We start from the raw sequence: 13,855 nt of genomic DNA on the forward strand, positions 1-13,855 counted from the left end.
CCTGTCCCATCTGGCGCAGCTTTGGGCCTGGGCTTCCGGCATATGGTCCGCTTTCCTCCTGAGCCTGCGGGCCCTCCTTACCCATTTCCGCATCCCTCCCCGGATGCAGAGGCCCAAAGTGCCCACCCGCCTCCTGGTACCCCTAGCGCTTCTCGCCCTCCTGCCCATCCGGGGGAGCAACTTTCCCCTGGCCGACCTGCCCGGCCCTCCGGCCAATCCGACGCCGGTTTCCGCTGGAGCCCTCATTATTCCCATGGATGACGTCAAACAAAACCTTAATGGCAAGCCCTTCAACCTTGCCGCTTATGGCCTTGTGAACCGCCTCCTGCAGAACAAGGTTCCGGTGTACTGGGTTATCCGGGCGGGAAAGACCAAGGACGGCGTGGACTTTAGCGCCCGGGCTGAGCGTATCCTTCCCACAGCCCAGGGGGAAGCCCTTCTGGACTTCTCAGGGGGGCCTTTCGTGGTACCCCCAGAGTTCGCCGACCAGGCCCTAACCCTGGCCCAAGCCTTCGGCAACCAGGTGGCGGTGTACCGCCTTAAGGAAGACCAGGTCCTGGACGTGCGCTACGTCCTCACCTTTAAACCGCGCATTTTGATTAGCGATCAAAATAGCACTATTCATGTGCAAATCTTAACTGAAGCAAACATTCCCATTCCCAACTACCAGGTCGCCTCCTCTACACCCGCTCTAGCTGCCAGCTCCTGCTATACCATTTATACCGCACCCCACACAGACTTGGGCAAGCAGGCCACAGGCGTGGACCTTTTCGTCCAAAGCGGCGGCAACTTCCTCGCCCAATGCAAAGCCTTAAGCACGTACGAAACCGTTTACCGCTTCCAGTTTAGCGGCGCCGTGGTCATAAACAACGTCCCAAACCTCCTAAGTTACCCCAACCCCGACTTGGCCTATAGCCAGTTTACCAGTGCCCTTGAGCCCGCACCCGGTGGCTCAGAGCAGGACTGGATAGGTATCCCCACAGGAAACACCCATCCCCATGCGCTTTCCACAGCAATCATAAATAATCAGTTGACCACGCTATACGCCGCCACCGCTTCCAAACACTATAACGGCCCGGGAGGAATGGTTTTCTACCTGGGGGGACACAATTACGGCAGTGGCTCCACCCTAGCCTTCTACAATGGGCGCCGCATGTACCTCAACGCCATCTTCGTGCCCACTACCCGCCCCCTCGGATGCAACCTCCTCTTTGGGGCCCTTAGAGGGTACGTTTTCCTGGACCTGAACGCCAACGGCCAGTGGGACCCGGGGGAACCCCCCATCCCCGGTATCCAGGTCAGCCTGACGGGTCCGGAGAACCTCACCCTCACCACCAACGCCCAAGGCGCCTATGCCCGCGGGCTAGACCTAGGCACCTACCAGGTACAGGTGCAGGTGCCCAGCTGGGCGTACGTGACCACCAATAACGCCACCCAAACCCTTACCCTTGCCCCCTACAGCATGACCGAGGCAAGCCCTGTGGGCCTGGCCTACCAAACCTCCCCCTATGCGGGCCAAGTGGTCATCAACGAGGTGCTTTTCCGCCAGCGTACGGGGGATGTGGACGAGTTCATTGAGATCTACAATGCCGGTTCCACCCCCGTGGACCTCTCGGGCTTCCGCCTCATGGATGGAAACCTCATCATGGGGGTACTGGATGGAATTGGCTCCATCACGGGCTCCAACACGCCCTTTGCCTTCCCCTCCGGCACCGTGCTAGGCCCTGGGCAATACCTGGTGGTCTGGGTAGGCTCCAGCACCCCCGACCGCCAAGCCCCCAGCGCCCAGTACCAGTTCTACCTGAACCAAAACCAAGCTCGCTTGGCCGATGGTGGGGATGACCTCTGGCTTTATGACCCTCAGCTTCGCATCGTGGACTACGTGGCCTGGGGGAGCTTCCCTGAAAACTACTACCCTAGGAATCTCTGGGATGCCACCTACCAATCCAACCTCAGCGCAGCCTCCCCAGGCCAGTCCATCAGCCTTACCCCCAACGGGCAGGACACGAACGGTTCCGCCTGTTGGGAACCCACCACCAGCAACCAGGCCCAGGCCCGCTGCCCTGGCTGGCTACCTACCGTGGACACGGACGATGTCCCTGGGCGGATCACCAGCGTGGGCCGGAACAACAACGGCTTCACCCTCTCCGGCTCCGTCTACCACGACCTGGAACCCGACGGCCTCAAGGGGCCCGGCGAGGACTGGACCACGGGTACCACCGTCTACGTAAACCTGGTCCAGGGGAACACCGTGGTCCAAAGCGTGGCCGTACCCCAAGGTACCGGGACCTTCTCCTTCCAGGGCGTACCTCCCGGCACCTATTCCCTGGTGGTGGCCACCTCCAATGGCGCCACCGCACCCCAGGCGCCCCCAGGGTGGCTCTTCATCCAGCCTGGGGAGGGCAGGCGGGAAGTGGTGGTGGCCGGCCACCTCCAGGGCCTGGACTTCGGCCTCTTCCGCGGAGGGGTGGTCCAGGGCCAGGTCTTTTGGGACGACGGCCTGGCTGGGGGCACCCCCAACAACGCCCTCCGGGATGGCGGGGAAGGGGGCGTGGGGGGCGTGACCGTCACCGCCACCGACGGCACCCGCACCCGCACCGCCCTCACCGATGGCAACGGCTACTACCGCCTCTATATCCCCTACTCCTGGGGAAATGTGGCCCTCTCCCATCCCTTGCGCCCGGCCACCGGCCACAACGATGGCCAAGGTGGGGTCACCCTGGTGGGGAGTTGGGCGGATGCCCTAGGCCCGGGCTCCGCGGGGGCTACGGTTTCCTTGGGCCCCGCCTCGGGCTTGGCCGGCTCCATCCGGGAGCGGAACTTCGGCGTGGTGCGGGATAGCCGCTTCTACCCCGATGGCTCCGGCCAGACCTCCTCCCCAGGGGTCTACACCTTCAGCCACTGGTACCGCCCGGGCACCCGGGGAAGCGTCACCCTAGACCTCCTCTCCCCTCCCAACCCCCGTTACGCCTACCAGGTGCGGGTGGACCTGGACTGCGATGGCGCCTTCGGCCCAGGGGAAGACTGGGCCTCCTTCCCCTCCACCTTTACCGTGGGCAGCGCCTGGCCCAGGGAAGCCGATGGCAGCCTCAGGGCCTGTGCCCTGGAGGTCCGGGCCCTGGTCCCCGCAGGCGCGCCAACCGGAGCCATGGACATCGCCCTCCTGGAAGCCCGCCTCACCTGGGCCCATAACCCCAGTGTCCAAGAACCCGACACCCTCACCGACACCCTGCAGGTGACCGGTGGAGAAGTGCGCCTGGACAAGCGGGTGCGCAACGTCTCCCAAAACACCCCCTTCGGCACCACCGCCCAGGGCAAGCCCAATGAGGTCCTGGAGTACTGCATCGCCTACCGCAACCTGGGCACCCAGCCCGTGAGCAACTTCACCCTCTCTGACCCCGTGCCCTTCTTCACCGATGCCCTCACCACCGTGGCCGACTACGGCAACAAGGCCATCCGCTGGACCCATGGAACCACCACCCAGTACCTCACCGCCCAAACGGGAGACGATGCCGGAGAGATGGCCAGCGGCCTCGTAAGGGTGGCCGTGGGCACCGTGGGGCCAGGGGAGACGGGAGAGGTGTGTTACCGGGTGAGGATCCGCTAGGCCCCTACCCTTCCCCGGGGTTTTTCCCTTGGGGAAGGGAAACCCCAGGATAGCCCCGGGGAAGGAGCCTCCTCTCCCAGGCCGCCTCCAAAAGCCCCTCCCGGAAATCGGGGTGGGCGATATGGATAAGGGCCAGGGCCCTTTCCCTTAGGGAGCGGCCAAAAAGCTCGGCCACGCCCCACTCGGTGACCACGTAGTGCACATCCGCCCGGGTGGTGACCACCCCCGCACCCGGTTTCAAGTAGGGGACGATGCGGCTATGCCCTTTGGCGGTGGAGGGAAGGGCGATGATGGGCTTGCCCCCCTCGCTCCTCGCCGCCCCCCGGATGAAATCCAGCTGGCCGCCAAAGCCCGAGTAGATGCGGGTGCCGATGGAGTCCGCCACCACCTGACCCGTGAGGTCCACCTCGATGGCGGAGTTGATGGCCACCATCTTGCGGTTTTGGGCCACCACGAAGGGGTCGTTCACGTAGTCGGCGGGGTGGAGCTCAAAAAGGGGGTTGTCGTGGACGAAACGGTAAAGCCGCTCCGAACCCAGAACGAAGGTGCCAATCACCTTGCCGGGGTGGAGGGTTTTGCGGGCCCCGGTGATGAGGCCCTTTTCAAAGGCTTCCAGCACCCCATCGGAGATCATCTCCGTGTGGACCCCTAGGTCCCGCCTCCCTTCCAGGCTGGCCAAAACGGCATCGGGGATGGCCCCGATGCCCATCTGCAAGGTGGCCCCGTCCTCTATGAGGCTGGCCACGTGCTCCCCGATCCTCCGCTCCACCTCGCCAAACCCCTCCCGTTTTAGCTCGGGCAAGGGCCAGTCCAGCTCCACGATGGCGGTGAAGCGGGAAACGTGGACGAAGGTATCCCCCAGGGTTCTGGGCATGCGAGGGTTCACCATGGCGATCACCAGGGGGGCGGCCTCGAGGGCCGCCTTGGTGGCGATCACCTCCACCCCCAAGGAGCAGAAGCCATGCTCGTCGGGAGGGGATACCTGGACGATGGCGGCATCCAGGGGCAGGATGCGCCTCTTGAAAAGCCAAGGCACCTGGTGGAGCATGACGGGCACGTAGTCGGCCCGGCCCTGGTTCACCGCCTCCCGGTCGGCGGGCCCCACAAAAAGGGAGCGGCGGCGGAAATGGCCTTCCATCTCGGGAGGGGCGAAAGGGTCCTCCCCCATCTGCAGGAGGTGCACTAGCTCCACGTTCTCCAGCTCGTCCTTACGGGCGGCCAAGGCCTTCAGGATGGGGGTAGGGGTGGCGGCGTTTCCGGAAACGAAGACCCGCATGCCCGACCGGATGAGGGTTACGGCATCTTCGGGAGAGGTCAGCTTCTTGCGGTAGCTCATTCCAGGTGCCCTCCTTTCTGGCCCAGGAGGAGGTAGGCCCCCTGGCGGAGCTCTGGCACCTTCAAGGGATCCTCCTCCACCTCTAGGAGAAAGGGCAAAAGGGTGGCGGTGAGGGCGTGGCTGCTGGTACGGGGCACCAGGGCGGGAACGTTGGGGAGGCAGAAGTGGGTGATGCCCAGCTCCTGGTACACCCCCACCCGGCTGGTTTCCGCAATTCCCCCCTGGTCAATGGCGAAGTCCAGGAGCACGGCCCCCGGGCGCATGCGGGAAAGCAGGGCCCGGCTTAGGAGGAGGGGGGCCCTTTCCCCCGGCACCGCCACCGCCCCCACCAGGACATCGGCGAAGGCCACGTATCGCTCCAAGCGGGTCTGGGTGATGAGGGCGGTGACCGCCCCTTTGGCCTCCTTGGAGGCCTCCTCCAGGGCCGAAAGCTCCTTGTCCAAGAGGTAGACCGAGGCCCCCACCCCCAAGAAGGCCCGGGCCGCCGCCCTCCCCAAAACCCCCGCCCCCAGGATGACCACATCCGCAGGGGGAATCCCGGGCAACCCGGAAAGGAGCACCCCGGGGCCGAAGGGGGCCTCCAAAAGCCTCCCCGCAATCTGGGGGGCCAGGCGGCCGGCGATCTCGCTCATGGCCTTGAGCACGGGGCGCCTTCCCTCCGCCCCGATGAGTTCGTACCCAATGGCCGTTAGGCCCTTTTCCGCCATGGCCTCCACCAAGGCGGACTCCGCCACCGCCAGGTGCAGGAAGGCCATGACCGTGGCCCCAGGGCGGAGGAGGGCGACCTCCTCGAGGGTGGGCCTTCCCACCTTCAAGACCACCTCCCCCCGGCCAAAGGCCTCCTCCCGGCTCACCAGCCGGGCTCCGGCCTCCTCATATAGGGCGTCGGCAAACCCAGCCCGCTCCCCGGCCCCCCGCTCCACATAGACCCGGTGGCCCCGGCCCACCAGCTCCCGCACCCCTTGGGGAGTGAGGGCCACCCGGCCCTCCCGCACCTCCCCGAAGGGGGGTTGGGTCTTGACCACGCCCTGTTCCTTGGGTAGGCCAAACTCCATACCCGCCTCCTCGCCTTGAGCTTAAAGGGGAAGCGGAGGGCGGATGTCCCTTTTCCTTCTCATGGAATCCCATCCTAGGCTTGTTTTGTGGATGCCTTCGCGGATTGGCTCTTCGTGGCCCTTTGGGGAGCGGGGGTGCTCCTAACCCTGGTGCCCTTTGTCCCCGCCACCCTTTTGATCCTGGCCGCCGCCCTCCTCCACGAGGCCCTGGTGGGCTTCCGGGAACTTTCCTTGGGCCTGTGGCTGGCCCTAGGGGTTCTGGCCCTCCTGGCCATGAGCCTGGACAACCTGGCCACCCTCCTGGGAGCCAGGAGGTACGGAGCCGGACGGGCAGGGCTTTGGGGGGCGTTTTTGGGGGGCATTCTGGGCCTTTTCCTGGGTGTTTTGGGCGTGCTGGTCTTGCCCTTCCTTCTGGCCTGGCTCTTTGAGTACCTTTCGGGAAGGAGGGCCGAGGAGGCCCTAAAGGCGGCCTGGGGCACCCTGGTGGGCCTCATGGGGGGCGTGGTGGCCAAGGTGCTGGTGCACGTAGCCATGGGAGTCCTGGTGATCCGGACCATCTTTCAAGGCTAGGGTATGCTTTTCCCCATGGACCTGGTCCTCGTCACCCGGGAAGGATGTGGCCTATGCGAAAAGGCGGAAAGGGCCCTTTGGACTTTGGGAATACCCTATGTGCGCCGGGATGTGGACCAAGACCCCGAGCTCTTCCGCCATTACACCTTCCGGGTACCCGTGCTTCTTCTGGGGGACAGGGTGCTTTTGGAAGGTATCTTTGACGAGAGGTCGCTGATGGAGCTGGTGGCAAGGCTCCAAAGAGGGGGTGAGGCATGAACCCCACCATGATCCAGATCGGCCCCTTGCGCATCCAGTGGTATGGCTTTCTCCTTACCCTGGCCATCTTCATCGGCTTTGAACTGGCCAAGCGCAGGCTTAGGGCCTGGGGGTTGGATGCGGAGAAGTTTGAGGGGGTGGCCTTCTGGGCGGTGGTGTGGGGGGTGGTGGGGGCCAGGCTGGGCTATGTCCTCACCTCCCCCGGCTACTTTCTGCAGAACCCGGTGGAGGTTTTGTACATCTGGCACGGGGGGCTTTCCTTCCACGGGGCCATACTGGGCGGGGCCCTGGTCTTCCTCTACTTTCATAAGCGCAAGGGCTACCCCCTCTGGCCCTACCTGGACGCCGCCACCCCGGGGGTGGCCTTAGGCATCATCGCCGGGAGGATCGGGAACCTAATGAATGGCTCCGACACCGTGGGCCGCCTCACCTCCTTGCCCATCGGCTTCACCTGGCCGGAGTGGGCCAAGGGGTTCCCCGGAATCTGCCCCGGCATTGAGGATATCTCCCAGGTCTATCGGTGCGACGAGCTCCTCCGGGGACCCGTGCACCTCACCCAGATCTACGGGGCCCTGGTGGGCCTCATCCTCCTGCCCCTTTCCTACTACTGGCTTCGCCAGAAGCCCTTCTACGGGTACGCCTTTTGGAACTTTATCCTTTGGTACAGTGTGCTCCGCTCGGTTTTGGAGGAACCCTTCCGCTTAAACCCCTTGTGGCTTCCCGTCTACCAGAACGACCAACTGGGCATCGGCCTCTTCACCGCCACCCAGGTGGTGAGCGTGCCCCTCATCCTACTTTCCTGGTACATGCTTCGGCGGCTAGGCCGGTAAGATAAGCCCATGGTGCTTCCCCCCCGCAAGGACTCCCTCAAGTGGGGCACCTACCCTGAGGACGTCCTGCCCCTTTGGGTAGCGGACATGGACTTCCCCGTGGCCGAGCCCATCCGCAGGGCCATACGGGAAAGGGCCGAGGGTTTTTTGGGTTACCCCCCCCGGGATGGGGACCTCGAGCTTAAGGCCCTCATCCTGGAAAAAGCGGGCTTGGAAGGGGAACTGGCCTTTATGCCCGGGGTGGTGGTGGGGCTCTACGGGGCGGTAGCCGCCTTCACCGCCCCTGGCCAGGGGGTCCTGACCCAGGTCCCCATATACCCCCCGTTTCTAGCCGCCATCCGCCAGCAAAAACGCACCGTTCTGGCGAATCCTTTACGGGAAACCGAGGAGGGGTACCGGCTGGACCTCGAGGGCCTGGAGCGCCTGGCCTACGCCAGCCGGCTCCTCCTCTTCTGCCATCCGCAAAACCCCACGGGAAGGGTCTTTGGGGAGGAGGAGCTTGCCGCTTTGGCCGCCATCGCCCGCAAGCACGACCTCATTGTGGTTTCCGACGAGCTCCACGCCCCCCTCACCTACGAGAGGGGCCACGTGCCCCTGGCCCGCTTCCTCCCCGAGCGCACCCTTACCCTGTTGGGACCGGGAAAGGCTTACAACTTGGCCGGACTGCCCATTGGGGCGGCGGTGGGGCCTAAGCCCCTGGTGGAGGCCTTGAGGCGCTACCTGCCCCACACCTTCCCCAACGTGCTGGCCATGGCCGCCTGGAAGGCGGCCCTGAGGGAAGGGGAGGCCTGGCTTGGGGAGACCCTGGCCCGGCTTAGGGCGAACCGCGACCGGGTGGCAGCCTGGGCCAAGGAAGTGGGCCTCGGCCACGTTCCCCCGGAGGGCACCTACCTGGCCTGGTTCAAAACCCCCATTCCCCAGGCGGCCTCCTTCTTCCTCAAGGAGGCCCGGGTGGCCCTGAATCCCGGGGAAAACTTCGGGGAAGGGTACGATCGCTACGTGCGCCTCAACTTCGCCACCTACCCCGAGGTCCTGGACGAGGCCCTAAAACGCCTTGCCGAAGCCCTCAGAAAAGCCTAAGCCCCCCAGGGGTTCCCCGGGGGGCAAGGGGGCTCGGGCCTACTGGACCACCTCAATGGGGATCCGCTTGGCCCGGGCCTCGGCCACCTTGGGTAGGGTGAGATGCAGGATCCCGTGGCGGAACTCCGCCTTGGCCTGGGAGGCGTCCACCTCCACGGGAAGGGTGAAGGTGCGCACGAAGGAGCCATGGGGGATCTCCTGCAGGTAGTAACGGCGCACCTTGGCTTCCTCCGCGGGCTTCACCTGGCCCCTGATGGTGAGCTTGCTGCCCTCGAGGCTCACCTCCAGGTCCTCCGGGGCCAGGCCCGGCACCGCCATCTCCAGGACCAAGGCCTCGTCGGTCTCGTAGAGGTCCGCGGGCGCCACGTAGGTGGCCACGGGGCGGGCAAAGTCCCCCAAGACCTCCTCAAAGAGCCGGTTAGCCTCCTCCAGGAGGGAGAAAGGACCCCAGGTGCGGAAGGGGGTGATCTCCATGGGCCGTGCATCCCTGCGAACCAGGGCCATACCTATCACCTCCCGCTTCACTTATATCACTTGCGCCTTAGTTTGTCAAGTATCCTTATCCTCTAGCGCCTACCCATGCGCCCCCTATAATCAGGGGCATGGAGATCCCCTCTGGAGCCGTCCTGGTGGATACCCGTCCCCGGGCCGCCTACGAGGCCGGGCACCTACCGGGTGCCCGGCACCTGGACCTTTCCGCCCCCAGGCTTCGCCTGCGGGAAGAGGCGGAGCTGAAAGCCCTGGAAGCCGGCCTCACCGAGCTTTTCCAGGAACTGGGACTCAAAAGCCCCGTGATCCTCTACGACGAGGGCCTCACCAGCCGCCTTTGCCGCACCGCCTTCTTCCTGGGGCTTGGGGGGCTGGAGGTGGAGCTTTGGACCGAGGGCTGGGAAGCCCACGCCAGCGAGCGGGAAGAGCCCAAACCCCAGCGCTCGGATACCATAGCCCGCCTCCGGCGGGACTGGCTCCTCACCGCCCAGGAGGCGGCCAGCCACCCTCTCCTCTTGGACGTGCGTAGCCCCGAGGAATACCAGGGCAAGGTCCACCCTCCTTGCTGCCCCCGGGGAGGGCGCATCCCCGGAAGCCGAAACGCCCCCCTGGAGCTTTTTCTGGAGCCGGACAAGGTGCTAGGGCGGCTCGGCCTGGAGCCGGGGCAGGAGGTGGGGCTTTACTGCCACTCCGGGGCCCGAAGCGCCGTGGCCTTCTTCGTGCTGAGGAGCCTGGGGGTCAGGGCCCGGAACTACCTGGGCTCCATGCACGAGTGGCTCCAGGAGGGGCTTCCCACCGAACCATGAGGGTGTACCGGCTAAGCCTGGGCCCCCTGGAGGCCAACGCCTACCTGGTGGCGGGGGAGGAGGGTGCCGTGCTCCTGGACCCCGGGGACGAAGCAGAGAGGATCCTGGCCCTCCTGGAGTCCACGGGGTTAACGCCCCAGGCCATCCTCCTTACCCACGCCCACTTTGACCACCTGGGGGCCGTGGCCCCCTTGGTGGAGGCCCTGTCCCTCCCCGTCTTCCTCCACCCCCTGGACCTTCCCCTTTACCAAAAGGCCCAGGAGGTGGCGGCCCTCTTTGGCCTCTCCATCCTCAAGCCTCCCCTACCCGTGGAACCCTTGGCCGAGGGCCTGTCCCTTTTTGGCCTTAAGGTCTGGCACCTTCCCGGCCATAGCCCCGGGCACGTGGCCTTCCTCCACTGGGAAGGCTCCGAGCCCCCTAGGGTCTTCTCTGGGGACCTCCTCTTCCGGGGAAGCATCGGCCGCTACGACCTTCCGGGGGCAAACCGGGAGGACCTTTTCCGCTCCCTAAAGCGCCTCCTCACCCTGCCCCCCAAGACGGAGGTCTACCCGGGGCACGGGCCCCCCACCACCCTGGCCCTCGAGGCCCAGACCAACCCCTTCCTCCTGGGGTTAGAATGGGAAACGTGAACGGGGCGGATGCTCCCCACAGGGGACAGCTTGAGGCGCTTAAGGCCCTTTATGACCTGCAGGAAAAGGACCTGGAGATAGACCGATTGCAAAAGGAGGCGGAGACCCTCCCCCAGGACCTGGTTGCGGTGAAGACCCAGGTGGAGGCCCTGGAAAGCCGGCTCGCCGACCTCCTGGAGCGCCAGGCAGAGCTCCGCAAGGAGTACAACCGCCACAGCCTGGACATTGAGGACCTCACCGCCAAGGAGAAGCAGGCGGAAGCCGAGCAACGCCAGGCCCAAAGCGCCCGCGAGCAGACCCAGTACGAGAACCGCATCCAACAGATCAAGGACCGCATCAAAGAGCTCCTGGAGCTTTCCACCCCCATCATGGAGGCCATGGAGAACCTGGAAGGCGAGATCCAGGAGGTGGAAGCCGAGCTCGCCGCCTTAAAGCCCCGCCTGGAAGAACTCTTGGAGGCCAACCGGGTGCGAGTGGAGGCCCTAAGGGCGGAAATCGCCCTCAGGCTAGAGGAACGTTCCCTCATGGCCCAAGCCATCCCCGCCCCCGTCCTGAAGGAGTACGAGGCCATCCGCCGGGCCCGCAAGGGCACCGGCATCGCCCGCATGCTCCGCCAAGGCCAGGTCTTCCGCTGCGAAGGGTGCAACGTGGTCCTGCCCACCCACGTGGCCCAGAAGGTGGTGCAGGGGCAGCTGGTGCGCTGCCCCTCCTGTGGCCGGCTCCTGTGGAAAGGGGAGGGCTAGACCAGGCGGGCCTCGAGGGTGATCTCCTTCACCGCCCCTAAGGCCCGGGAAACCGGGCAGCCCTCCTTGGCCGCCTGGGCGATCTCCTGGAACCTATCCGGGGTTATCCCCGGCACCTCCGCCTCGGTAACCAGGTCAATGCGGGTGATGGTGGCCTTTCCCTCCACCATCTCCAGGTGCACCCGGGCCTCCGTGGAAACCCGCTTGGGGGTGAATCCCTCCCGCTCCAAGGAGGCCGCCAAGGCCATGGAGAAGCAGCCCGCATGGGCGGCGGCGATGAGCTCCTCGGGGTTGGTCCCCGGCCCCTCCTCAAACCTGGAGGGGAAGGAATAGGGTCCCTCAAAAGCCTGGCTTTGCAGCTTCATTAGACCCTGACCGTTACGCAAACCGCCTTCCCATATCGCATTGGCCTTTCTTACCGGCATGGCTTTACCTCCGGTTCCAGGATACTCCTAACCCGCACAACCGCCGGGTGAGGCAAGGCACCTTCTACTATCCCTTGCGGTTTGACGGAGGGGCCCAAACGGAAGCACACTAAAGGCGTGCTTTTCCTCTTCGTGGACGGCCTCGGCCTAGGTGAGGCCCTGGAGGACCTTTTCCCCTTCCTCCTAGAGCTTTCCCCTAAGGCCTTGGACGCCACCTTGGGGGTGGAGGGCCTGCCCCAGTCGGGCACGGGCCAGACCACCCTCCTTACTGGGGTCAATGCCCCCCGCCTTCTCGGCCACCACCAGGGGCCTTTTCCCAGCCCCAGGCTCAGGCCCCTTCTGCAAAAAAGCCTGTACGCTTGGGCGAAGGAAACAGGCCTACGCATCCTCCACGCCAACGCTTACCGCCCGGAATACCTAGAGCGGGCCGCCGCGGGAAGGAGGCTTCTCCTCTCCGCCTTCGCCCAAGGGGCCCTCCTGGCGGGCCTGCCCCTTTTGCCCCTGGGCCACCCCGAGGCCCTTTCCCCTGGGTTTTGGGAAGATCCCTTTGGAGCTGGAGCCCAGGCGGCTTCCCTGGCCCGGGGCTTTGACCTGGTGGTCCTGGAATACTGGGCCCTGGACCTCTTCGCCCACCGTTTCCCAGAGGCGCTACCCGAAAGCTTCCTGGAGCTTTCCCTTTTCCTGAAGGGCTTCTTGGAGGAAGGGGGCACCCTCCTCCTCACCTCCGACCACGGCAATGCCGAGGAGCCCTGGCACCCCCGGCACACCCGAAACCCTGTGCCCTTGGTCTATACGGGGCAGAAAACCCCCTTCTGGCCGAAGGATCTGGCGGCCTTTTTCCTTTGGTTGCAAGTGATTATCACTTCTAAACTTACAAAATCCGACCGGAATACTTGACTTTGTCCCCCCTTTCCGGTAAAGTCCCCAGGCAGAGGGCGCCCTCGCCCCGGGGAACCCCCGGGGAGGTAGGAAGGAGGCAAGATGCAGCGTAGAAGACTCGTTACCTTGGTGGGCATTCTGGTCCTAGGGTTGGCTTCCGCTCAAGAGACGACCCTGACCCTCTATTCCGGGCGGGGGCAGAGCCTGGTGGAACCCTTGGTGAAGCAGTTCCAAGCGGAGACCGGTATCCGGGTCCAGGTGCGCTACGGCACCGACGCCCAGATCCTGGCGGCCCTGCAGGAGGAGGGAAGCCGGTCGCCGGCCGATATCTTCTGGGCCAACACCGCAGGGGCTTTGGGCCAGGCGGCCAGCAAAGGGCTCCTACGGCCCTTGGGAGACACCCTCCTGAAGCAGCCCTTGGCCTTCGTGCCCGAGTCCAAAGCCTGGGTACCGGTGACCCTGCGCCTTAGGGTCTTGGCCTACAACCCGCAGAAGTTCAAGCCGGAAGAGCTTCCGGGAAGCATCCTGGACCTCCCCCGCTTCGCCCAGGACAAGGGCCTGGCGGGTAGGATGGGCTGGACCCCCACCTATTCCAGCTTCCAGGACATGGTGGCGGGGATGATGGTCCTCTATGGGGAAAACAGGACCCGGGAATGGCTTTCCGCCATGAAAGCCCTTAACCCCAAGGGCTATGCCTCCAACTCGGCCATGCTGGACGCCATCCGCGCCGGGGAGATCGACCTGGGCTCCACCAACCACTACTACGTGGTGCGCTTCCGCCGAGCGGGGTACAACCTGGGCCTTCACTACTTCAAGGAAGGGGATGTGGGCAACCTGGCCCTGGTCACAGGGGCAGGCATCCTGAAGACCTCCAAGAACCTGGTGGCCGCCAACCGCTTCCTCACCTACCTCCTCTCCCCCAAGGGGCAGCAGTATTTTGCGGGGACCGTGGGGGAATACCCCCTGGTGAAGGGGGTGGTGGCCGACGCCCACCTCCTGCCCTTGGAAGAAGCCCTGAAGAAAAGCCCCAAGCTGGACTTTGAAAAGCTTCCCCTGGACCAAGCCCTGAGGCTCCTCCGGGAGCTGGGCATCCTCTAATACCCTTTCTTGTTGTATTCTTCGTCCATGACCGTGGCCGACCACCTGAC

14 protein-coding genes are annotated in these 13,855 nt (G+C 64.9%); 10 read left to right on the forward strand and 4 right to left on the reverse strand.

What is annotated here, in order from left to right:
- The first annotated feature begins 103 nt into the window (after window positions 1-103).
- Window positions 104-3,607: an SdrD B-like domain-containing protein gene (locus L0D16_RS12405; protein ID WP_279231244.1), complete on the forward strand. Its 3,504-nt coding sequence runs from the start codon at window positions 104-106 to the stop codon at window positions 3,605-3,607.
- Between the two features lie 4 nt (window positions 3,608-3,611).
- On the opposite strand, the gene L0D16_RS07260 is transcribed toward L0D16_RS12405, so the two are convergent.
- Both L0D16_RS07260 and L0D16_RS07265 read right to left on the reverse strand, forming a co-directional pair.
- Window positions 3,612-4,943 carry an acetyl-CoA hydrolase/transferase family protein gene (locus L0D16_RS07260; protein ID WP_243030874.1) on the reverse strand — a complete coding sequence of 444 codons (1,332 nt, stop codon included), beginning with the start codon at window positions 4,941-4,943 and terminating at the stop codon, window positions 3,612-3,614.
- Window positions 4,940-5,998, reverse strand: coding sequence for a 3-hydroxyacyl-CoA dehydrogenase NAD-binding domain-containing protein (locus L0D16_RS07265; RefSeq protein WP_243030875.1), 1,059 nt, complete (start codon window positions 5,996-5,998; stop codon window positions 4,940-4,942). Before L0D16_RS07265 ends, L0D16_RS07260 begins: the two co-directional genes overlap by 4 nt.
- A gap of 87 nt (window positions 5,999-6,085) precedes the next feature.
- Between L0D16_RS07265 and L0D16_RS07270 the strand changes: the two genes are divergently transcribed.
- From L0D16_RS07270 to L0D16_RS07285, 4 genes are read left to right on the forward strand one after another with little or no spacing between them, the layout of a single operon-like run.
- Window positions 6,086-6,568: a DUF456 domain-containing protein gene (locus L0D16_RS07270; protein ID WP_243030876.1), complete on the forward strand. Its 483-nt coding sequence runs from the start codon at window positions 6,086-6,088 to the stop codon at window positions 6,566-6,568.
- Between the two features lie 3 nt (window positions 6,569-6,571).
- The gene (locus tag L0D16_RS07275) at window positions 6,572-6,826 is read left to right on the forward strand and encodes a glutaredoxin family protein (protein ID WP_243030877.1); all 255 of its coding nucleotides are present in this window, start codon (window positions 6,572-6,574) and stop codon (window positions 6,824-6,826) included.
- An 8-nt stretch (window positions 6,827-6,834) separates the two neighbouring features.
- Window positions 6,835-7,656, forward strand: coding sequence for a prolipoprotein diacylglyceryl transferase (gene lgt, locus L0D16_RS07280; RefSeq protein WP_243030910.1), 822 nt, complete (start codon window positions 6,835-6,837; stop codon window positions 7,654-7,656).
- 9 nt (window positions 7,657-7,665) lie between these two features.
- Window positions 7,666-8,736, forward strand: a complete 1,071-nt coding sequence (locus L0D16_RS07285; RefSeq protein WP_243030882.1) for a cystathionine beta-lyase — start codon at window positions 7,666-7,668, stop codon at window positions 8,734-8,736.
- 39 nt (window positions 8,737-8,775) lie between these two features.
- Here L0D16_RS07285 and L0D16_RS07290 read toward each other — a convergent pair whose 3' ends face one another.
- Complete coding sequence (locus tag L0D16_RS07290; RefSeq protein ID WP_243030883.1) at window positions 8,776-9,240, reverse strand: Hsp20/alpha crystallin family protein; 465 nt, start codon at window positions 9,238-9,240, stop codon at window positions 8,776-8,778.
- 98 nt (window positions 9,241-9,338) lie between these two features.
- Here L0D16_RS07290 and L0D16_RS07295 point away from each other — a divergent pair, with 98 nt between their 5' ends.
- The 3 genes from L0D16_RS07295 to L0D16_RS07305 are packed head-to-tail and all read left to right on the forward strand — an operon-like array spanning window position 9,339 to window position 11,403.
- Window positions 9,339-10,031, forward strand: coding sequence for a sulfurtransferase (locus L0D16_RS07295; protein ID WP_243030885.1), 693 nt, complete (start codon window positions 9,339-9,341; stop codon window positions 10,029-10,031).
- The gene (locus L0D16_RS07300) at window positions 10,028-10,660 is read left to right on the forward strand and encodes an MBL fold metallo-hydrolase (RefSeq protein WP_243030893.1); all 633 of its coding nucleotides are present in this window, start codon (window positions 10,028-10,030) and stop codon (window positions 10,658-10,660) included. The genes L0D16_RS07295 and L0D16_RS07300 overlap by 4 nt, the downstream gene beginning before the upstream one ends.
- Window positions 10,648-11,403, forward strand: coding sequence for a zinc ribbon domain-containing protein (locus tag L0D16_RS07305; RefSeq protein ID WP_243030894.1), 756 nt, complete (start codon window positions 10,648-10,650; stop codon window positions 11,401-11,403). The genes L0D16_RS07300 and L0D16_RS07305 overlap by 13 nt, the downstream gene beginning before the upstream one ends.
- Here the strand turns inward: L0D16_RS07305 and L0D16_RS07310 are convergent.
- Window positions 11,400-11,828, reverse strand: a complete 429-nt coding sequence (locus L0D16_RS07310; RefSeq protein WP_243030895.1) for an OsmC family protein — start codon at window positions 11,826-11,828, stop codon at window positions 11,400-11,402. The two genes, L0D16_RS07305 and L0D16_RS07310, sit on opposite strands and share 4 nt — an antisense overlap.
- A gap of 117 nt (window positions 11,829-11,945) precedes the next feature.
- Between L0D16_RS07310 and L0D16_RS07315 the strand changes: the two genes are divergently transcribed.
- Window positions 11,946-12,725, forward strand: a complete 780-nt coding sequence (locus L0D16_RS07315) for a metalloenzyme (protein WP_243030900.1) — start codon at window positions 11,946-11,948, stop codon at window positions 12,723-12,725.
- Window positions 12,726-12,809: 84 nt separating this feature from the next.
- Window positions 12,810-13,805 carry an iron ABC transporter substrate-binding protein gene (locus L0D16_RS07320; protein WP_243030902.1) on the forward strand — a complete coding sequence of 332 codons (996 nt, stop codon included), beginning with the start codon at window positions 12,810-12,812 and terminating at the stop codon, window positions 13,803-13,805.
- The last annotated feature ends 50 nt before the right edge of the window (window positions 13,806-13,855 follow it).

Origin of the sequence: Thermus altitudinis, from assembly GCF_022760835.1 — a bacterium.
GTDB classification, from domain to species: domain Bacteria; phylum Deinococcota; class Deinococci; order Deinococcales; family Thermaceae; genus Thermus; species Thermus altitudinis.

Coding starts and splice junctions, on each gene's coding strand:
- L0D16_RS07260 (WP_243030874.1), bottom strand. CDS start 4,943: ATGAGCTACCGCAAGAAGCTGACCTCTCCCGAAGATGCCGTAACCCTC.
- L0D16_RS07265 (WP_243030875.1), bottom strand. CDS start 5,998: ATGGAGTTTGGCCTACCCAAGGAACAGGGCGTGGTCAAGACCCAACCC.
- L0D16_RS07320 (WP_243030902.1), top strand. CDS start 12,810: ATGCAGCGTAGAAGACTCGTTACCTTGGTGGGCATTCTGGTCCTAGGG.
- L0D16_RS07295 (WP_243030885.1), top strand. CDS start 9,339: ATGGAGATCCCCTCTGGAGCCGTCCTGGTGGATACCCGTCCCCGGGCC.
- L0D16_RS07305 (WP_243030894.1), top strand. CDS start 10,648: ATGGGAAACGTGAACGGGGCGGATGCTCCCCACAGGGGACAGCTTGAG.
- L0D16_RS07275 (WP_243030877.1), top strand. CDS start 6,572: ATGCTTTTCCCCATGGACCTGGTCCTCGTCACCCGGGAAGGATGTGGC.
- L0D16_RS07285 (WP_243030882.1), top strand. CDS start 7,666: ATGGTGCTTCCCCCCCGCAAGGACTCCCTCAAGTGGGGCACCTACCCT.
- lgt (WP_243030910.1), top strand. CDS start 6,835: ATGATCCAGATCGGCCCCTTGCGCATCCAGTGGTATGGCTTTCTCCTT.
- L0D16_RS12405 (WP_279231244.1), top strand. CDS start 104: ATGCAGAGGCCCAAAGTGCCCACCCGCCTCCTGGTACCCCTAGCGCTT.
- L0D16_RS07300 (WP_243030893.1), top strand. CDS start 10,028: ATGAGGGTGTACCGGCTAAGCCTGGGCCCCCTGGAGGCCAACGCCTAC.
- L0D16_RS07310 (WP_243030895.1), bottom strand. CDS start 11,828: ATGCCGGTAAGAAAGGCCAATGCGATATGGGAAGGCGGTTTGCGTAAC.
- L0D16_RS07290 (WP_243030883.1), bottom strand. CDS start 9,240: ATGGCCCTGGTTCGCAGGGATGCACGGCCCATGGAGATCACCCCCTTC.